17 protein-coding genes are annotated in these 19,920 nt (G+C 71.7%); 5 read left to right on the top strand and 12 right to left on the bottom strand.

Translation table 11 applies throughout. The features are described 5' to 3' along the window. Positions 1 to 8: 8 nt before the first annotated feature. The 4 genes from AB0L25_RS28280 (at position 9) to AB0L25_RS28265 (ending at position 7,118) form a co-directional block, all read left to right on the top strand. Positions 9 to 779, top strand: coding sequence for an SDR family NAD(P)-dependent oxidoreductase (locus AB0L25_RS28280; protein ID WP_500175747.1), 771 nt, complete (start codon positions 9 to 11; stop codon positions 777 to 779). A 51-nt stretch (positions 780 to 830) separates the two neighbouring features. After that, on the top strand, positions 831 to 3,095 hold the full coding sequence (locus AB0L25_RS28275; protein WP_500175746.1) for a glycoside hydrolase family 3 C-terminal domain-containing protein: 2,265 nt from the start codon (positions 831 to 833) through the stop codon (positions 3,093 to 3,095). A gap of 73 nt (positions 3,096 to 3,168) precedes the next feature. Beyond that, positions 3,169 to 6,060 carry a glycosyl hydrolase gene (locus AB0L25_RS28270; protein WP_500175744.1) on the top strand — a complete coding sequence of 964 codons (2,892 nt, stop codon included), beginning with the start codon at positions 3,169 to 3,171 and terminating at the stop codon, positions 6,058 to 6,060. 227 nt (positions 6,061 to 6,287) lie between these two features. After that, positions 6,288 to 7,118, top strand: coding sequence for an SGNH/GDSL hydrolase family protein (locus tag AB0L25_RS28265; protein WP_500175743.1), 831 nt, complete (start codon positions 6,288 to 6,290; stop codon positions 7,116 to 7,118). Between the two features lie 141 nt (positions 7,119 to 7,259). Here the strand turns inward: AB0L25_RS28265 and AB0L25_RS28260 are convergent, their stop codons facing one another. From AB0L25_RS28260 to AB0L25_RS28210, 11 genes are all read right to left on the bottom strand, one after another. Beyond that, complete coding sequence (locus AB0L25_RS28260) at positions 7,260 to 8,204, bottom strand: alpha/beta hydrolase (RefSeq protein ID WP_500175742.1); 945 nt, start codon at positions 8,202 to 8,204, stop codon at positions 7,260 to 7,262. Between the two features lie 42 nt (positions 8,205 to 8,246). After that, the gene (locus AB0L25_RS28255) at positions 8,247 to 9,302 is read right to left on the bottom strand and encodes a hypothetical protein (RefSeq protein ID WP_500175741.1); all 1,056 of its coding nucleotides are present in this window, start codon (positions 9,300 to 9,302) and stop codon (positions 8,247 to 8,249) included. Positions 9,303 to 9,339: 37 nt separating this feature from the next. Continuing rightward, positions 9,340 to 9,759, bottom strand: coding sequence for a VOC family protein (locus tag AB0L25_RS28250; RefSeq protein ID WP_500175740.1), 420 nt, complete (start codon positions 9,757 to 9,759; stop codon positions 9,340 to 9,342). Between the two features lie 188 nt (positions 9,760 to 9,947). Beyond that, entirely contained in the window at positions 9,948 to 11,162 is a 1,215-nt protein-coding gene (locus tag AB0L25_RS28245) for a cytochrome P450 (RefSeq protein WP_500175739.1), read from the bottom strand. Between the two features lie 31 nt (positions 11,163 to 11,193). After that, a complete protein-coding gene (locus AB0L25_RS28240) occupies positions 11,194 to 11,418 on the bottom strand; it encodes a ferredoxin (protein ID WP_500175738.1) in 225 nt (74 codons plus the stop codon). Then, complete coding sequence (locus AB0L25_RS28235) at positions 11,415 to 12,314, bottom strand: SDR family NAD(P)-dependent oxidoreductase (protein ID WP_500175736.1); 900 nt, start codon at positions 12,312 to 12,314, stop codon at positions 11,415 to 11,417. Before AB0L25_RS28235 ends, AB0L25_RS28240 begins: the two co-directional genes overlap by 4 nt. Positions 12,315 to 12,338: 24 nt before the next feature. Further along, on the bottom strand, positions 12,339 to 13,238 hold the full coding sequence (locus AB0L25_RS28230) for an SMP-30/gluconolactonase/LRE family protein (RefSeq protein ID WP_500175734.1): 900 nt from the start codon (positions 13,236 to 13,238) through the stop codon (positions 12,339 to 12,341). Between the two features lie 55 nt (positions 13,239 to 13,293). Further along, entirely contained in the window at positions 13,294 to 15,258 is a 1,965-nt protein-coding gene (locus tag AB0L25_RS28225; protein WP_500175733.1) for a flavin-containing monooxygenase, read from the bottom strand. A gap of 245 nt (positions 15,259 to 15,503) precedes the next feature. After that, entirely contained in the window at positions 15,504 to 15,917 is a 414-nt protein-coding gene (locus AB0L25_RS28220; protein ID WP_500175732.1) for a nuclear transport factor 2 family protein, read from the bottom strand. Between the two features lie 5 nt (positions 15,918 to 15,922). After that, on the bottom strand, positions 15,923 to 17,083 hold the full coding sequence (locus AB0L25_RS28215) for a serine hydrolase domain-containing protein (RefSeq protein ID WP_500175731.1): 1,161 nt from the start codon (positions 17,081 to 17,083) through the stop codon (positions 15,923 to 15,925). 57 nt (positions 17,084 to 17,140) lie between these two features. Continuing rightward, positions 17,141 to 18,013 (bottom strand): SDR family NAD(P)-dependent oxidoreductase, encoded by an 873-nt coding sequence (locus AB0L25_RS28210; protein WP_500175730.1) that lies wholly within the window; start codon positions 18,011 to 18,013, stop codon positions 17,141 to 17,143. Between the two features lie 246 nt (positions 18,014 to 18,259). Between AB0L25_RS28210 and AB0L25_RS28205 the strand changes: the two genes are divergently transcribed. Next, positions 18,260 to 18,850, top strand: coding sequence for a TetR/AcrR family transcriptional regulator (locus tag AB0L25_RS28205; RefSeq protein ID WP_500175729.1), 591 nt, complete (start codon positions 18,260 to 18,262; stop codon positions 18,848 to 18,850). Here the strand turns inward: AB0L25_RS28205 and AB0L25_RS28200 are convergent. Beyond that, complete coding sequence (locus AB0L25_RS28200) at positions 18,838 to 19,668, bottom strand: IclR family transcriptional regulator (protein WP_500175728.1); 831 nt, start codon at positions 19,666 to 19,668, stop codon at positions 18,838 to 18,840. The two genes, AB0L25_RS28205 and AB0L25_RS28200, sit on opposite strands and share 13 nt — an antisense overlap. Between the last annotated feature and the right edge of the window lie 252 nt (positions 19,669 to 19,920).

The following is a 19,920-nucleotide window of genomic DNA, read 5'->3' as shown; positions in this document are numbered from 1 at the left end:
GGAACACCATGATGCGACTCGCCGACCGGCGCGTACTGATCACGGGGGCGGGCTCCGGCATCGGCCGGGCCGCCACGCTGCGGCTGCTCGCCGAAGGCGCCCGCGTGGTGGCCGGCGACATCGCCGAGGACGGGCTGAAGGAGACCGCCGCGCTGGCCGCGGAGGCCGGGACGGCCGACCGGCTCACCGTCGCGCCCGTCGACATCTCCGACGAGGCCGCGGTCGGTGCGGCCGTCACCGCGGCGGTCGAGAGCCTCGGCGGCCTGGACGCCCTGATCAACACGGCGGGCATGCTGCGCGGCGCCCACACCCACGAATGCTCGCTGGAGCTGTGGAACCGGGTGATCGGCGTGAACCTCACCGGAACCTTCCTGATGACGAGGGCCGCGCTGCCCGCGCTGCTGGAGTCCGGGCGGGGCGTGGTGGTGAACTTCAGCTCCACTTCGGCGTTCTTCGCCCACCCGTTCATGGCGGCCTACTCGGCGAGCAAGGGCGGCATCGCCTCCTTCACCCACAGCCTCGCGCTCGAGTACTCCAAGCAGGGCCTGCGGGCCGTGAACATCGTGCCGGGCGGCATCAGCAGCGGCATCACCGACAACATCGCCGACCTGGTGCCCGCGGACGTCGACTGGAACCTCTTCCTGAAGCTGACCCCGGCGATCGGCGACGGCATGCCCGGCCCGGAGAACGTCGCCGGGGTCGTGGCGATGCTCGTCTCCGACGACGGCGCGTTCGTCACCGGCACCGAGATCCGCATCGACGGCGGCGCCCACCAGTGACCCCGCCGCCCTGGCGGACCGACCCGCAAGCAACGTGAAAGGAACCCGAACGTGCCGCGAACCGACCCCGCCGACCTCCCGCTGGAGCGGAAGGCCGCCCTCTTGTCAGGGCGCGACTTCTGGAGCACGGAGCCGGTGGACGAGGCGGGCGTCCCCTCGATCGTCCTGTCCGACGGACCGCACGGCATCCGCCTCCAGAAGGGGGCCGCCGACCACATGGGGGTCCACGCGAGCCTCCCGGCCACGTGCTTCCCACCCGCCGTCGCCATCGGCTCGAGCTGGGACGTCGAGGTGGCGGCCCGCCTGGGCACCGCCATCGGCCGCGAAGCCCGGGCACTGGGCGTCGACGTGGTCCTCGGCCCGGGCGTGAACATCAAGCGCTCGCCGCTGTGCGGGCGCAACTTCGAGTACTACTCCGAGGACCCGCTCCTGTCCGGGGTGCTCGCCGCCGCCCACGTGAACGCGCTGCAGGGCGAGGGGCCGGGGGCGTCGGTGAAGCACTTCGCGGCCAACAACCAGGAGACCGACCGGATGCGCGTCAGCGCGGACGTCGACGAGCGCACCCTGCGCGAGATCTACCTGTCCGCGTTCGAACGCGTCGTCACCGACGCCCGGCCCGCGACGGTGATGTCGTCCTACAACCGGATCAACGGCGTGCCCGCCTCGCAGAACCGGTGGCTGCTCACCGAGGTGCTGCGGGAGGAATGGGGCTTCGACGGGGCCGTGGTCTCCGACTGGGGCGGCGTCTACGACCGGGTCGCCGCCCTGGCCGCCGGGCTCGACCTGCAGATGCCCGGGGACGGCGGCGACGGCGACGCCGCGGTCGTCCGCGCCGTCCGCGCCGGTGAGCTGGACGAAGCCGTCGTGGACGCGAGCGCCCGCCGCGTCGCGGACCTGGCCGGCCGTCGGGCGCCGGCGACGGGCGTCTTCGACACCGACGCCCACCACGCCCTCGCCAGGGAACTCGCGGCGGCCTGCGCCGTGCTGCTGAAGAACGACGGCGCCGTCCTGCCCATCGGCGAGGACGTGCGGCGCATCGCCGTCATCGGTGAGTTCGCCGCCGTGCCGCACTACCAGGGGAGCGGCAGCTCCCACATCAACCCGACCCGCGTCGACGCTCCGCTGGAGGCCGTCGAGGCGCTGGCCGCCGACCGCGGCCAGAGCGTGGCCTACGCACGCGGGTTCGCGCTCGACGGCGACGGCGACGGCGACGGCGACGGGGCGGGCTTGCGCCAGGAGGCCGTCCGGGTGGCAGGGGAGTCCGACATCGCGGTCGTCTTCCTCGGCCCCGCCAAGGACGCCTCCGAGGGCTTCGACCGCGCGGACGTCGACCTGCCCGCCGAGCAGGTCGAACTCGTCCGCGCCGTGGCGGCCGCCGCCCCGCGGACCGCGGTGGTGCTGTCGAACGGCGGCGTGGTCTCCCTGGAGGGCTTCCACGACGACGTCGACGCGATCCTCGAGGGCTGGCTGCTCGGCCAGGCCGGGGGAGGGGCCGTCGCCGACCTGCTGTTCGGCGTCGCCGTCCCGTCCGGCCGGCTGGCCGAGACGATCCCGCTGCGCCTGCAGGACACCCCGAGCCATCTGAACTTCCCCGGCGAACAGGGGCACGTCCGGTACGGCGAGGGCGTCATGGTCGGCTACCGGTACTACGAAACGGTCGACCGCGCGGTCCGCTATCCGTTCGGCCACGGCCTGAGCTACACCACGTTCGCGACCGGCGACCTGGACGTCACCCTGACCGGCGAGGACACCGCGATCGTCACCGTGACCGTGACCAACACGGGAGAACGGGCGGGCGGGCACGTGGTGCAGGCGTATGTCGCCACGACCGCCGGGCCCGTGCGCCGTCCCGCGCGGGAACTGCGCGCCTTCACGAAGGTCTTCCTCGAGCCCGGCGAGTCGCGGACGGTCGAGCTCTCGCTCGACCGGCGCGCGTTCGCGTACTACGACGTCGAACTCGGCCGCTGGGCGGTCGCGCCCGGCGACTACACGGTGCAGATCGGCGAGAACGCGACTCGCGTCGTCGCCGAACGGACGATTACCCTCACCGGCGACGCGGTCGCCGCGTCCCTGTCTCTGGACTCCCCGGTCGCCGACTGGTTCGGCCACCCGGTCGTCGGCCCCGTCCTCACCCGGACCATCAGCGAGGGCATGACCGACGAACAGCGGCGGGAGTCCGAGAAGCACGCCGACATGCTCGACATGGTCGCCTCGCTGCCGATGCGGCAGTTCCTGGCGTTCGTCAGCGTCTCCAGCGAGGACCTCGAGGCGATGATCGAGCTCAGCGAGCAGGCCCCGGCGTCCGTCACGGCCTGACGCTCCGCCGTGGCCCGCCGAGCGCTCCGCACCGGGTCACGGCACCCACCCCACCCGCACATGAGGAGTCCCCATGCCCCCCACCCCACGCAGACGGCTGCGCGCCGGCGTCGTGGCACTGCTGACGATGGCGGCCGTCGTCGTGGTGCCCGGTGCCGCCGCGGCCGCTCCGCCGTCCCCCTTCGGCGCCGCCTTCGCCCGCCAGTTCGCCGACCCGCCCGCCGACGCGCGGCCGAAGATCCGCTACTGGTGGGCGTGCGGGCAGATCGAACCGCAGGAGATCGAGAGCGAGATCAGGGCGATCGCCGACCGCGGGTTCACCGCCGCCGAGATCGCCTGCATGTTCAGCACGGACCCCGGCCAGTACGGCTGGGGCGGCCCGGTCCTCACCGACCGGCTCCGGCGGGCCGTCGAGGCAGGTCGGCGGCACGGCGTCCGCGTCGACCTCACCGTCGGGCCGTCCTGGCCGCTGGTCGTTCCCGGCCTGACCCCGGACGATCCGCGTGCCGCGCAGGAACTCGCCTACGGGCGCGCGATCGTGAAGGGCGGCACGGCTTACGACGGCCCCGTGCCGGCGGCGCCGCAACCGAAGACGGGCGTCACCAAGCAGACACTGGTGGCGGCGCAGGCGATCCGCTGCGCGCAGGAGTGCACCGGGACCAAGCCCGTCGAGCTGGAGAAGGACACCCTGACCGACCTGACCGGGTCGGTCCGCGACGGGCGGATCGCCTGGACGGCGCCGGACGGCGGGGAGTGGCTGCTGTTCGGCTACTGGCAGCGCGGCACCGGCCAGGCCGCAGTCTCCGGCCAGTCGGTGTCGGAGCAGGCCGCCCACGTCGTCGACCACTTCAGCGCGGCCGGGGTCGAGGCGGCGACGAGCTTCCTCGACACGAGCGTCCTGACGCCGGAACTGCGGCGCCTGCTGAAGAGCAACGGCGGCGACCTCTTCGAGGACTCGCTGGAACTCGACTCGGCGCAGCATTGGACCTGGGACCTGACGACACGGTTCAGCGAACTCCGCGGCTACTCCCTGCGCGAGAACCTGCCGATCCTGTTCATCGAGAACATCCACCGCCAGTACACGTCCGCCACGCCCGAGGACGAGCCCGACTTCACGTTCGGCGACGGCAGCGGCGAGCGCGTCCGCGACGACTACTACCGCACGCTGACCGACCTCTACATCGACGCGCACGTCCGTCCCTTGCAGAAGTGGGCGCACTCGCGGGGCCTGCGCTACCGCGCCCAGCCCTACGGCACGACGATCGACACACCGACGATCGACGCGGCGGTGGACGTCCCCGAGACGGAGTCGCTCGGGGGGAACGGAGGCTACACCGACGAGCCGTCCCGCTGGATCGCCGACGGCGCCGTCCACCTCGGCGGCAAGAAGGTCTACTCGCTGGAGTGCTGCGCCGCCTACGACCACGCCTACGCACAGACTTGGCCGCAGATGCTGGGCCACTTCAACACGGCCTTCGCGCACGGCGTGAACCAGGTCGTCTTCCACGGGTTCGCCAACGAGGGCGCGCTCGGATCGCCGTGGCCGGGTTTCTCGCCGTTCACCATGCAGACCGGCGGCAACGGCTTCTCCGAAGCATGGGGCCCGCGGCAGCCGACCTGGGACGACACCGGCAAGATCACCGACTGGACGGCGCGCATGCAGTACGTGCTGCGCCAAGGCGGCCCCTCGGTCGACCTCGCCGTCTATCGGCATGAGTACGGCGCCGACGTGCAGGTGCCGAACACGGCGGGCTTCACGCACGACCATGTCGGCCCCGAGCAGCTGGACGGAACGCGAGTGCGGAACCGCCGACTCGCCCCGGACGGGCCCGCCTACCGCGCGCTGATCCTGGAACAGCAGACGACGCTCCCGGTCGAGACCGCGCGGCTGCTGCTCCGGCACGCCGAGAGCGGCCTGCCGATCGTGATCGTCGGCGATCCGCCGTCCCGGACGCCCGGCGCCCACGAGGCGGCCCGGCAGGACGCCGAGCTGGCACGGATCGTCCAGCGGCTCCTCGCGCAGCCCTCCGTCCGCCGCGTTTCCGACCGCGGCGCGCTGCCCGCGGCGCTGCGCGGCCTCGGCGTGCGCCCTTCGGTGGAGACCGGCACGGCGTCCGGACTGCTCACCGTCCGGCGCGACCTGGACCGAGGAGTTCTGTACTACCTCCACAACCCGACCTCGAAGGCGATCACGGCACCGGTGTCGCTGGAGGGCAACGGCCGCCCGTACGAACTCGACGCGTGGACCGGCGGGATCACCCCGATCGGCCGATACCGGGCCTCCGCAGGACGGACGACCGTGCGGGCCGACCTGGCCCCGGGCGGCTCCACCGTGATCGCGCTGGCGGGACGACCCGGCGGTCACGTCACCGCGACGTCCGCCGGCGAAGTGACCATGCGGAACGGCCGTCCGCACCTGCGCGTGACGGAATCCGGCGTCCACACGGTGACCTTCGACGACGGTGAGCAGGTCCGCGTGGACGTGCCGGACGTCGATCGGCCCGTGCAACTGGACGACTGGACGCTGGCGGTCGACGACTGGCATCGGGGCGCCGACGGCTCCCGGGAGATCACCCGGCACGAGCTGCGGCTCGACGCGCTGCGGCCCTGGTCGCGCATCCCCGAGTTGCAGGACGTCTCCGGAGTGGGCACGTACACGACGACGGTGCGGCTCGACCACGCCGAGGGCGCCCGCCTCGACCTCGGCGAGGTCACCGACACCTTCACCGTGCGCGTGAACGGCCGCGCGATCCCGCCGTCCGACCAGGTCACCGGACGTGTCGACCTCTCCGGTCACCTGCGCCCCGGTGAGAACACGATCACGGTCCGGGTGGCGACGCCGCTCCGCAACCGGCTCCGGGTCACCCCCGGGTTCCCCGGCCAGGCGCAGCAGGCCCGCCAGGACTACGGCCTGATCGGCCCCGTCCGCCTCGTGCCGTACCGCGAGGTGCCGATCGAGTTCTGACGGCGCCGACGAAGTCCGGCATTTTCAGCCCTCGGGAAATGTCTCGAGGGCTGAAAATGCTGTCCTCGTTTGGGCGTAAATAATGTCGATAAAATGTCTGTCCCGCATCTTGATGTATTGCGGAAATGCTGGTTTATTACATATTGCTACCGGCCGGTAGGGAACTGTTCGTTCTCCCCTTGGAGTCATTCCATGCGCGTTGCCCGCCCCAGCGGCTCGTGGCCTCGATGACCGCAGTTTCCGCACTCGCCGTCGTCCTCTCCATCGCATCGCCCGCTCCCGCGCACGCGGAGCCCGCCTACGCGGAATACGTCGCCCTCGGCGACTCCTACGCCTCCGGGCCCGGCATTCCCGAACAGAAAGTTCCGGAATGCGAGCGCTCGGACCACAACTACGCCCACCTGCTGGCGGAGGCGCTGCAGCCGGCCTCCTTCACCGATGTCACCTGCGGCAGAGCCACCACCGAGCACCTGACGTCATCGCAGAAGGCCGGGGTGCCTCCGCAGTTCGAGGCCCTCGGCCCCGACACGGACCTGGTCACCCTCACGATCGGCGGAAACGACGCAGGGTTCATGACGTCCATCGGCACCTGCGCGCTTCTCGCCTTCGGTGAATGGTGGAGCAACCCGTGCCAGAAGCACTTCACCGCGGGTGGAACCGACCAGGTCGAGGCGAGAATCGGTGCCGCCGCCGCGAAACTCGACACGGCGATCGAGGGAATCCGCGCACGGTCACCGCGTGCACGCATCGTCCTGACCGGCTACCTGCGGCTCACGCCCGACTCCGGAGGCTGCTGGCCGTTCCTGCCGTTCGCGCCCGGTGACATCCCCTGGGTGACGGCCAAGCAGAAGAGCCTCAACGACATGATCGAGGAACGCGCCGAGGACGCCGGCGTCATGGTCGTCGACCCGTACGAGGCGAGCACCGGGCGTGACGCGTGCAAGAGCGCGAACGTCCGCTGGAACGAACCGACCCTCGGCGGGACGGCGCCCGCCCACCCCAACGCCGCGGGAATGGCCGCGATGGCCGAGCTCATCGAAGCCGAACTGAACGGCTGACGACGCCTGCCTCGCCCCGGCCCGCCCACGACGACGTGGACGGCCCGGGGGCCGGGCCTCAGCCGCCGACCGCCGTCCTTGGAGATCGACGTCCGCGCCGCCGCCCCGCGAGCCGGAAGGCGCGTCGCGGCGTGCCGCCGTTCACCACGGCAGGGGGTGGCGGAACTTGGCGTTCAGGAGGGCGCCGATCTCCGCCATCGCCAGACGGGCGCGAGCGAGGTGGTCGACCTGCATGGCGAACCCGTGCGTCAGGCCCGGGTAGCGGGTGACGGTCGTCTGGACCCTGGCCCTGACGAGGCGGGACGCGTACCGCTCGCCCCAATCGCGGACCGGGTCGCACTCGGCCACCGCCACGATCGTCTGGGGAAGGCCGGACAGGTCCTCGGCCAGGATGGGGAGGACGTACGGGGAGGTGGATCCGAATCCTTCGCCGGACAGTTCGCGGAGGTAGCGGATGTCGTCCAGTGTCAGGCCGGGGCCGCGGGCGAACTCCGCGATCGACTCCGCGGCCATGTCGGCGTCGACGCCGGGGTAGATCAGCACCTGGCAGCCGAGCGCGGGGCCGCCGTCGTCGCGTGCCTTGAGCGCGACGCCGGCGGCCAGCGTGCCGCCCGCGCTGTCGCCGAGGACGCCGATGCGGCCGGGGTCGACGCCGAGCCGGGCGGCGTTCTCGGCGACCCACACGGTGGCCGCGTAGCAGTCCTCCAGTTGCGCGGGCACCGGGTGCTCGGGGGCGAGCCGGTAGTCGACGGCGAAGACCTTGGCGCCCGAATAGTGCGCGAGGTTGATCGCCATCGGGCGGAACGAATGGTTCGAGCCCATCACCATGCCGCCGCCGTGGAAATAGACCACGGCGGGAGACGGGGTCTGCTCACCGGGCGTGTAGACGTCGAGGCGGAGCCTTCCACCGGGCCCGGGGATCCAGACCGTGTCGACGTCGGCCATGTCCGGCAGTCCCTCGGGATGCGGCAGTCCCTCCAGCCATTCGCGGACGCTCCGGAAACCGGCGTCCGCCATGCGGACGGGGTTCGTCTCGGCCCTGGCTTCCTGCAGCGCTCGCACGTCCGGGTCGAGCCTGAGGTCCATACGTGCTCCTGAGGGGTGGCGGCGGCGTGGCGGGCGTCCGGTTCAGACGGCGCCGCGGACGGCCAGCGGTGCCTCCGCCGGGTACTCGCGGGGAGCCATCTCGTAGGTCTTGTTCAGCAGCGCGATGAACGCCGGATCGGACATCGGGGCGGTGGGCTCGGTGAACCTGACGCCTCTGCGCCTCAGGTCGTGGATCAGCACCTCGAAGACCTTCTCGTGGGTGAGGTCGTCGGTGTGGTCGAGGTACGTGCGGACGTCCGACAGTTCGTCGAAGACCAGGGCGGTGTAGTGGAAGAGCGTCCGGATGTCGCGGTCGCGGTATCGCGCGATCTCCTGGTCGCCGTTGCGGATCACCCAGTCGTCGGGGTCCTCGGAGTGCAGCAGCGACTCCAGGCGGATGTCGGGGTGGTCGCGTTGGTGGGCGGGGCCGTTGCTCTCCCTGCGGTGGTACATCTTCGAGTTGTCGGACAGGATGCAGGTGTTGTTGAACGGCGCCTTGAACCGCTGCGGAGGCATGTCGGGGCCGTCGGGCCAGTAGGTGAAGCCCCCGTCGATGTCGGAGTCGTAGAAATACGTGATCATCTGCCCGGTCTTGACGGCCCAGTGGTCGAACAGGCCAGACTTCGCCATGACGCTGAGCAGCCAGATCGGCGTGTTCACGATCGAGCAGCCCCGCCAGTTGGCGCTGTCGAAGTGGCCGGCGTCGAAGCTGTGCGAGGGAACGCCGGTGTTGAAGAGCATGTGGAGGGCCAGGCCGTACTTCGCGCCGTGCATCTCCTTGACCGGGTCCAGCAGTTTCTTGCTGAAGTAGAGGTCGTGGATTTCGGGGTAGAAGACGACCCCTTCCTCGGCGAGGTAGTCACGGAAGACCGGTGCGATGAAGTCCGAGAGGCTGACCTCGGCCGGGTCCACGCCGGCGCCGCCGGAGACGGCGAGGTACTCCTCCGTCGACGAGAAGTGGTGGGCGAGCACCAGCTTCCATGGGGCGTGCCGGCGGACGACGTCGAACAGGGCCTCGACCTCGCCCGGCTCGTAGAAGTCGTGGATGAGCGTGGGGTGCATGACCGGTGTGATGGGGTGGCGCTGCTTCCTGGTCACGACGCTTCCTTTCTGGGCTCGACGAGTCTCGGACGGCTCAGGCCAGCGGCTCGATGATCTCGATCAGGTTGCCGCCCGGGTCCTGCACGAATACGACCTTCACGCCGTGCTCCTCCTCGGTCTTGAGCGGCCTCACGACCACCGCTCCGGCGTCCACCGCGCGTTCCAGGGCGGCGTCGATGTCGCCGACCCGCATGCCCAGTACGATCCCGCCGGGCTCCGGAACGGGGCGGGCCAGGAACTTCAGCAGGACGAGCGTGCAGCCCGCGTCGTTCGCGGCGTGCGTGATGATCTCTTCGAGCTCCCACTCGGTGCCCGCGCTGGACTTCACCCGCTGGATCACCTTGAAGTCGAAGGCCCGGCTGTAGAAGTCGAGCAGCGCTTCGGGGTTGTCGGTGACGATCTTGACGAAGGGCATGATCGCGGGGGGCGCCGCGGCATCGGCGGTGGGTGACATGTGTTCGGCTCCTTTGCGGATCTCAGCGGTCGCCGAACCGGGGAGTCCGCTTCTCCCGGAAGGCGGCGAGGGCGAGGCCATGTGCTTCGCGCCCGTCGGCGTCTCGCCGCCTCCGGCGATGCGAGCAGCGTCCGGGGAGGCGCCCGGGCCCGCCGGTGCCGGGCGCGGATGGCCGGCGGGCCCGGGGGTCACCAGGTGACGGGGAGGTCGGTCATGCCGCCGGTGAGGACGCCCTCCAGGTAGACCGGCTCGCCGGCGAGCTTCAGCTCGGGGAGGCGCCGGAACAGGGTGGCGATGCCGACCTGGAGCTCCATGCGGGCCAGCGGAGCGCCGAGGCAGTGGTGGAGCCCGTGGCTGAGCGTGAGGTGCGGGTTGCGCTCCCTGGTGACGTCGAACCTGTCGGAGTCGGCGAAGACGCCGTCGTCGTGGTTGGCGGTGCTCAGGTCGACGGCGACCGCGTCCCCGGCCTTGATGAGGACGCCGTCGAGTTCGACGTCCTCGGACGCGACGAAGGGGACGAGCCCGGCGAAGCCGCTCATCTCGCGGCCGAGGACGAAGCCGCCGTGCCGGAGGATCTCCTCGACCGCGGTCGGGATGACGCCGTCGATGTCGGCCAGCAGCGCGGCGTGCTGCCCGGGGTCGGCCAGCAGCGCCTGGACGCCGAGTTCGATGAAGTTCGCCGTGTTGTCGAAGCCGCCCGCGACCAGCAGCATCGCGATCTGGATGATCTCGTCGTCGGTGAGCCGGTCGTCGGCGTCCCGGGCGGCGACGAGGGCGCTGAGCAGGTCGTCCCGCGGGTCGTCCCGCTTCCGCGTCATGAGCTCCTGCAGGTAGAGGTACAGGGAGGTCATCGCCTCGGTGACCTCGTCCTCGGTCATGCCCGACGTGGCGAGCATCGCGTGGCTCCACCGGACGAAGTTCCCCCGGCCGTCCTCCGGCACGCCGAGCATGTCGCCGATGACCCGGATGGGCAGCCGGAGGGCGAAGGACTCGACCAGGTTCGCGGGCGGCCCCGTCTCGACCATCGCGTCGACGAGTTCGTCGGCGACCTCCTGGACCTTGCCGCGCAGCCGCTCGACGCGGCGCAGCGTGAACGCCTTGGAGACCAGCCGCCGGAACCGCGTGTGGTCCGGCGGGTCCATGAACTGCAGGGTCTGGGTCAGGAACGCCGGGAACGCGAAGGCGTAGGGGACCGGACGGCCGTCGGTGAACGGCCTGCGCACGAAGCGGCGGTCCTCGAGCACGGCCCGGCAGGTCTCGTGCCGGTGGAGCATCCAGCATTCGCCGCCGACGGGGAACGTCACCCTGGTCATCGGACGGTCGTCGCGGATCGCCCGCATGATCTGCAGGGCCTCGGCCGGGGGGACCGGGCCGAAGGGGAACTCGGCTCTGGCGACGGTCATGGTCGTGTGTCTCCTGGGTCTGGTGCGCGGGTCAGCTGGGTTCGACGAGGGCGCCGGTCTCGTCGCGGACGGTGATGGCCGAGGTCGGGCACAGTTCGAGGGCTTCGAGGACGTCCTCGGAGGGGGCGACCGAGTCGGCGACCGGCCGGGACCTGCCGTCCTCGAGGACGAAGTGGTCGCCGGCGGCGGTCACGCACATCTGGTTGCCGATGCAGCGCCGCCGGTCGACCTCGACCGTCCACCGGCCCCCGCTCACGACGCGTCCCCGGGCTCGTCGACCCCCATCAGCTCGGTGACGCGCGCCTCGGCGGGGTCGCAGATCTCCTTGATCCGGTCGGCGACCGTCTCGGGCGTGAGGGCGGGGTCGTGAACGCCGGGGGTGGTCATCATGACCTGCCGGGAGACCGTGCCTCCGGCGGCGTTCAGCACCTCGCCGGTGAGGGTGCAGGCCGGGTGGGCGAGGTAGGCGGCGACGGGCGCCACCAACTCCGGCGGCATGTGCTCCTTCATGTACTCGGCGGTGCCGGGCGGGAGCGCGTCGGCGGCAACGTCCATCATGCGGGTGCCCGCGCCGGGCGCCACCGCGTTCACCTTGATCCCGTGGGCGGCCCCGGCGACGGCGAGGTTGCGGGTGAGGCCGTAGACGGCGCCCTTGGACGACCCGTAGTGCACCATGTCCGGGACGCCCATCATCGCCGCGGAGATCGTGTTGACGATGCGTCCCTCGCCGGCCTCGGCGAGGTGCGGCCACGCGGCCTTGGCCATGAGCAGTGCGCCCTTGTAGTGGACGTCGAGGAACGCCTGCGCGGTGTCCAGGGTGAGGTCCTCGAACGTCGAGAGCCGGTAGTTGCCCGCGTTGTTGATCAGCGCGTCGATCCGGCCGAACGCCTCCAGCGCCGTGTCGATGATCGACCGGGCGCCCTCGGCGGTGGCGACCGACCGGGAGTTCGCCACGGCGGAGCCGCCCGCGGCGGTGATCTCCTCGACGACGTGCGCCGCGGGTCCGGGCGAGGGCGCGCCGCCGTCGGTGTCGCCGCCGAGGTCGTTGACGACGACGTTCGCGCCGCGGCTCGCCAGGAGCAGGGCGTGGGCGCGGCCGATGCCGCGGCCCGCGCCGGTCACGATCACCGTCTTGCCGGTGAAGTCGAGCATGGTCGTTCCTCTCGATGCGCCGTGTCAGGGACGGGTGGTTCCGCCGGAGACGTCCACCCGCGCCGCCCAGATCGACCCCTGGGCGCCCTTGCGGGACGCCTCCCAGTCGAAGACCTCGAAGCCGCAGCACAGGTAGAGGGTGGTGCGGTCCGGGCCGCCGAGTCCGCAGGCCGTGCTGGATCCCGCCTCCTCCGGCGGGACGGTGACGCGGCCGGTGACCTCGCCGCCCTCGACGATCCGCAGCGCGCGGAACGCGGGCGGCTGGGCGACCCAGACCGCGCCGTCGGCGTCCATGCACATCCCGTCGGGCAGCTCGTCGAGCTCGGCGAACACGCGGCGGCCGGTCAGCGACCCGTCCGGGCGCACGTCGAACGCGGTGAGCTTGTTGGCGAACGCCTCGGCGGTGACGAGCGTGGAGCCGTCCGCGCTGATCGCGATGCCGTTCGCGCCCATCAGCTCACCGGCCTCGTCGGCGACGTGGGCCGTGCCGTCCGGCTCCACGATCATGATGGGGGAGGGGGCGGGGGTCTCCTGCGCCCACAGGTTGAAGCCGAGCTGGGTGACGTACGCGCGCCCGGCGGCGTCCACCACCATGTCGTTGATCGGCCCGGCGGCGAGGTCGCGCAGGTCGGCGTGGACGGTGACGGCGCCGCCGTCCACGGCCAGGACGAGCTTCTCGAACATCGAGTTCACCAGCATCCGGCCGTCGGGCAGGAAACCGGTGCCGACCAGGATGACGGGCTCGCCGTCGCGGCCCTCCCGGGCGGACAGGTCGACCAGGGTCTCCGGGGTTCCGCCCTCCGGGGACAGGGCCAGGACGCGCGCGTTGTACATGTCGCTGAAGACGAAGCGGCCCTCATGCCAGCGCGGGCACTCGGTCCAGCTGAAACCGCTGGCGATGCGGTCGGCGGTCGCCTCGAACATGGCGTGCCTCATTTCGGGGTGGTGGTCCGGTGGGATGGGTTTCGGCGGGGGCGCGTCAGGCGGAGGGCCGGTCGTCGGCGTCGAAGAAGAGGTGGTCCGCGGGGTCGGGGGCGCGGAGCATCGCCCAGTAGTCCACGAGCCGCCACGGGCAGCTGATCCACGCCCGCCCGGCCTCGTTGCGGTAGTAGCCGCCGGCGGTACCGCCGTGCCGCCAGACGGTCCTGTCGAGGGACGCGTCGACGCGCCGGTTGTACTCGTCGGTCACGTCGCGGCGGGGCTCCATGGCGGAGCGGGAGTTCTCGACCAGGTATTGCAGGCACTCGATCATGTAGTGGACGTGTCCCTCGCTGACCGAGTTGTGGCCGCCGCCGTGGTTCGGGGCGGAGTTCGGCCCCGCCGTGACGAAGAGGTTCGGGAACCCCGGGACGGTGATGCCGAGGTGGGCGCGCGGGTCCTGGTGCCCGGCCCACTCGTCGGCGAGCTTGCGGCCGTCCCGCCCGATGACGTCCATGAACGAGAGGAACTCGAGCTTGAAGCCGGTCGCGAAGACGATGACGTCGGCCTCGATGAACTCGCCCGCGGTCGTCACGACGCCGTTCGGCTCGATGCGCCGGAACGACGCCCGGTGCAGCGAGACGTCGTCGCGGGCGAGCGCCGCGAGGAACCCCGGGTCCTTGACGATGCGCTTCGCGTACGGGGGGAAGTCGGGGGTCAGCGCCGCGCGGATGTCGGGGCGGTCGGGGAACGTGCGCTCGAGATGGTCGAGGCACGCGCGCAGGACGACGTCGTTGGCGGCCGACACGGACGGACGGTCGGCGTCCCACCCGGGGTCGATGCGCGGCTTGTCCCATCCCTTGTCGCCCGCGTACCAGTACGTCTTCACACGGAACCACTGCTGGTAGTACGGGATGTGGGACATCGCCCAGCGGGCGCCCTCGGGGACGGCCTTGTCGACCATCGGCTCGGGCACCATCCAGTGGGGCTGCCGGCACACGACGTGCAGCTCCGCGACGCGGCCGGCCAGGCTCGCCGCGACCTGGACGGCCGTGCAGCCGGTGCCGAGCATGACGACCCGCGTGCCCGTCAGGTCCACCGACGGATCCCACTCGGCCGTGTGCATGACTGTGCCGGCGAAGGAGTCCATGCCGTCGATGTCGGGCGTCGAGGGCGCGTTGAGCATGCCCGTAGCGGTCACCACGGCGTTCGCCTCGTGCACCCGGACGGCCCCGTCGGCGGCCCGGACCGTCACCCTCCACCGGCACGACTTCTCGATCCACTCGCAGCGCAGCACCTTCGTCCCGAAGGCGATGTTGGGGCGGAGGCCGTACTTGTCGACCACGTGCCGCATGTACTCCAGGTATTCGGGGCCGGTCGGGTAGTACATCGACCAGTCCGGGTTGAGTTCGAAGGAGTACGAGTAGAAATGGCTGGGCGTGTCGACGGCCGCGCCCGGATACACGTTGCGCGACCAGGTGCCGCCGATGTCGTCGCGCTCCTCGAAGATCAGGTATTCGAAACCCGCCTCCGCCAGTTTGACGCCCGCGTTCAGCCCGACCATTCCCGCGCCGATGACGATGACGCGGAAACCGTCCGGCGGCGCCTTGGTGACGGGCACCTGCCGCCGGTCCGGCTCGAATCCGCACATCTCCCGCAGGTGCGCCGCGAACTCCTTCCCGACGGAGTCGTCCACGCACACCTCGGCCATGCGCAGGAACAGGTCGTCGTCGGGAACGGTCAGCCGCGGGGTCATCCCGCCCTCGAACAGCGCGAACGCCCGCGCGCGGACTTCGGCCGCGACCGCGTCCGGGTACCGGCCGGGAACGCCCGGCCCGTCGCCCCGTTCGGCGTCGAGCCTCGCGCAGAACTCGCTCAGCAGCGAGGCGTCGCCGGTCATGTGGACCATCGCCATGAGCAGCGGGCCGGGTTCCGCGGCGTCCACCGCGGCGCGCAGCCGCGCACGGTCCACATCGGGCACCGGCCGCACGACATAGGTGGGTTCGGTCGGCGATATGACGGTCATGGGCACCGGAATCCTTCATTCACTTCGACGAGCCCCGCGGGCGCTGCCCATCAGGAAATCGTCCACCGATGCCCCGCGCCGCACGGCCGCCCAGTGAGTGGAACACTTCATGCGGCCGTTCACCGGAAGGCGAGAAGGCCGGAGAATAACGCGGAAACGCCTCCACCCCCGGAATTGGGTCCGGGGGGTGGAGGCGTCGGAATCGGGTCGGCGGGATCGGCTCGCGCCGCCGCCGGTTCGGTCGGTCAGACGACCACGCGACGGAGCGCCAGGCGCCAGCCGTGCTCGAGGCGTCGCAGGACGTCCTGGTACTGGCCGAAGGCGAGGATCCTGCCGGCGCCGTCGTCGCCGCGGCCGACGAGCGTCCAGTAGCAGCGGGCCCGCGCGGAGTCGGCGCCGTCGAAGTCGACCTCGACGTTCGTGATGACGTGCCGGGTCCCCGACTCGGGGCCCGCCACGCCCTTCTCCCGGTAACCCGTCAGCACGCGGGCGATCTCGCCGGGTCCCTGGAAGGCGCCGTCGTGGGTCTCCCACACGCCGTCCGGGGTGAACAGCGCGCCTACGTCGGCGGGGTCCCCCTCGTCGGCGAGGAAGGCGAAGCGCGCCAGCAGGTCGGAGATCTCCGCGCGGTCGTCGCCGCGGCCGGTTCCGTTCGGCATCTCGCTCAGTTCCCTTCCCGGCGGTCGGCGGCGACGGCGCGGACCGCCTCCGCGATCGGGACGAACGGGTGCGCGGACGCCTCCATCGGGCCCTCGTGCATCCGGTTGTGGCAGATCGACACGGCGAGGCCGGTGTCGAGTTCCGCCCAGGAGATCGACCCGCCCGCACCGGGGTGGTGCAGGATCCGGGGATCGGAGCCGACGGCCGGGTTCGCCGTCGGGCTGGATCCGCCCAGCCAGTACCCGAACGCGCTCACCGCCGCGACGCCCCCGAGGTAGCGGTCGGGGACGTCCGCCTCGTCGCGGGGCTCGGCGAAGCCGTCCACGCGGTCGGCCGGCAGCAGCCGGACGCCGTCCAGCTCGCCGTGGCCCGCGAGCATGGCGAAGAACCGGGCGAACGAACGCGCGTTGCCGATCGCGCCCGCGCCCGGGTTGACCGTCCGCCGGGCGAGTTCGGTGTTGTAGACCGTCGAGCCGGGGAACACCTGGCGCGGCATGCCGCGCAGGTAGTCGGCGGGCGCGTCGGGCGCCGGATCGCCGCCGAGCAGCCGGGCGACCCGCGCGTCCTCGGACTCCGGCAGCGGCAGGAACAGGTCGGTGATGCCGAGCGGCTCCACGATCTCATCGCGGATGAGCGCGTCGACCGTCCGGTGCTCGGGATCGGCGCGCCGGGCGATCTCGCCGACGATCCAGCCCCAGATCAGCGCGTGGTAGGCGTTGGTGCGGCCGGGCTCGAACGCGGGTTCCAGCTCGGCGATGGCGCCGACCATCCAGTCCCAGTCGGCCTGCCGCTCGGGCGTGACGTCCGCCGGCATCCATGGGATGCCCGCGCGGTGGCTCAGCACGTCCCGGACGGTGACGGCCTCCTTGCCGTTGCGGGCGAACTCGGGCCAGTACGTCCCGACGGGTTCGCGGTAGTCGACGAGCCCGCGCGCCGCGAGAATGTGCAGCGCCGTGGCGGTGATCGCCTTGGTGACCGAGAAGACGTTGAACAGGGTCGTGCCGTCCACCTCCCGCCCGGTCCGCGGGTCGGCGGATCCGGCCCACGCGTCGACGATGAGCTCGCCGTCCAGGTAGGCGGCGACCTGGAGGCCCTCCTCGCCGAGCTCGCGCGCCCGGTCGAGCGCCTTGGTGATCCTCGGATCCTGTGCGGGTGCGGCACCCATCTGTTTCCCCTTTCTCCATGGAAACGGCGGTGGGCGCGCCGGGGCGCGCCCGCCCGGTCAGGCGGAGCGGTCGGTCGCCAAGACCTCGAACATGTCGCGGGGGTCCGGCGGTTCCGTCTGCCCGCCGAGGTGGTCGGCGCGGGCCCGCAGCGCGTCGGCGCCCCGCTCGTCGTCGGAGAAGACCCAGAAGCGGCCCGCCGCGATCTGGTCGGTCATGTGCCGGGCGGCCTCCACCGGGTCGAGGCCGCTCGCGACGTTGGCCCGCTGCATCCAGTCGAAGAGACGGTCGGAGTCGGGGTCCCCGGCGGGCGCGGCCTCCTGCGCGTCGAGGAAGATCCGGCTGCGCACCGAGTGCGGCAGCACCGCGCAGACCTCGACGGGCGCGTCGAGCAGCCGCAGCTCCTGGTGCAGGCACTCGGTCATGGCGAGCACCGCGTGCTTGCTGACGATGTAGGGGGTCTGGAACGGCACGGTCCGCACCCCGCCGACCGACGACAGGTTCGCCACGACGGCCGGGCGTCCGGCGGCCATCATCCGGGGGACGAACGAGCGCACGCAGTGGTACACCCCGTCGACGTTGACCGACATCACCTGCCGCCACCGGGCGGCCGGCACGTCCCACAGCCGTCCGGCGGTCTCGATCCCGGCATTGTTGATCAGCAGGTCCAGGGCGCCGAACTCCGCGAAGACGTGTTCGGCCATGCGGTCGACGGCCGCGTCGTCGGTGACGTCCACCTCGTACGGGACGGCCCGGCCGCCGCCCGCGCGGACGTCGTCCGCGACGGCTTCGGCCCGGGAGCGGTCCACGTCGGCCACGACGACCCGCGTTCCGAGCGCGGCCAGGTGACGGACGAACCCCTCCCCGATCCCCGCACCGCCGCCCGTCACCAGCGCCGTTCCGTTCCCGAATCGTTCGGCTGCACTCGCCACACGTCCTCCTGCGGGCTCTGCGGTGTCGCGGCGCCCCGGACCGGCGGGCCGCGCGTCGGCTCACGGTGGCCGATCCGGCGAGGCGATGGGGAGCGCGTCTCCCACTGGGCGGACGGTCCGTTCGGTGTTCCGGTCGGTGGACGCCCCCGGACGGGCGATTACGCTTGTTCCCTAGGCTCGGATCGGCGTCATGAAGATCAGCGACCGGAAAGGGGGCTCGGCGTGAAGACCCCGGCGCGACGGACGTTGACCGAACGTCGATTCGAGGAACTGCGGCTGTCGGTGGCGATGGCCGCCCGCGACCTGTTCGTCCTCGACGGCGGGACCTCACCCACGGTCGACAGCATCTGCGAGCGGGCCGGGATCTCCCAGCGCACGTTCTACCGGCACTTCGCCGTCAAGGAAGACGTCGTCGTCCCGCTGTTCGAGCGGGCGGCGGAGCTGATCATCGAGGCGCTGGAGTCCGCGCCCGAGGACGGCGACGTCGTGACCGTCCTGGCCCAGGTGTTCTCCTGGGAGGTGTTCGAGGACACCAGGCCGGGCGAGCCGTGGCGGCGGTTCCTCTTCGTGATCGCGGAGTCGTCCGAGTACCGGCTGCGCTGGCACGCGATCGACGAGCCGCTGACCGGACCGGTCGCCGACTTCCTGCGCCGTCGCGGCCTGCTGGACGGGGGACCGTTCGAGAGCATGCTGCAGGCGGGCCTCGTACTGCAGGCGGCTCGGCTGGCCTACCAGCACTGGATCCACACGGACGCTTCCACCGACCTGGACAAGCTGCTCGAGCGGTCCCTGACGATCGTCGTGTCCTCCTGGAGCCAGGACGATCAGGCGCGCTGAGGCGCCTCGGCCCGCCCGCGCACGGCGCGGTGCGGCCCCGGTCCGGCGGGACGTGCGGGACGCGTCGCGCTCCGCTCGGCCTTCGCGGCGGTCCAAATCTTCGCGGCGGTGCTCTGCAGGTCGCCGCCCAGCCGCTTCTGCTTGAGGACGCCCGCCGGACCGGTGATCGACAGCGCCGCCGAGGCCCGGTCGGTGGGGCCGACGGCGGTCGCGATCGAGGCGAACCCGACCACCGCGCCGTGCGCGTCGTAGGCGACGCCGAAGTCGCGGATCTTGTCGAGTTCCCGCTCGAGCTGGGCGCGGGACCGCATGCCGTAGGCGGTGGGCGGGGCCGGCAGGTCGGCGTCCGGACGTTCCGCGGGGTCCAGCCCGGCGAGCAGGACGCGGCCCGCGGCCGTGTGCGGCGCGGGCTGGCGTGCCCCGACCTGCCAGCAGTTCCCGTCGTCCGGCCGTCCGCCCGCCCGCTCGACGTGCAGGATGTCCGCGTCGAGCAGGACGCTGAGATGGACCGTCAGTCCCGTCCGCGCGTGCAGGTCCTGCATGAACGGGCCCGCGACGCGGCGGATCCCGTCACCCCGCGCGACCAGCGACCCGAGTTCGAAGATGCGCAGCCCCAGCCCGTACTCGAACCCGTGCCGCTCCACCCAGCCGAGCTCGACGAGGCGCTGCAGGATCCGGTGCGCCGAGGATCTGGGCAGGCTCGACCGCCGGGATATCTGGGCGAGCGTGAGCCGCCGCGAACCGTCGAAGACCCCGAGCAGCGACGAGACGCGGTCGATCATCGCCGCCGGCGCCTGTTCCGCTTGCGATGAGGTCATGGTCCCCTCCAGCGCCACGATCACTGTGATGACAGAATCTGCGTAAGTGGCAGAATCTGTCACGGTGGTGTGATGCTATGCACACGTTCACACGGCTGTAAAGAGCGGATGAACGTCAGGCGGCCTCCGAACCCGCCGGTCGGCGGCGCTCGCCGCGCGACAGATGCGGGAACGATCGCAACGCTCGCGAAAGCCGGATCGAGCGGGCCACAAGACCTCCCGCCCATTGGGAGGTTGCGTGGCCGGTGACGT

Source organism: Spirillospora sp. NPDC052242 (assembly GCF_040679555.1).
Taxonomy (GTDB): domain Bacteria; phylum Actinomycetota; class Actinomycetes; order Streptosporangiales; family Streptosporangiaceae; genus Spirillospora.
Note: the sequence above shows the minus strand (reverse complement) of the source record. Positions and strands in the feature narration are given on the sequence as shown.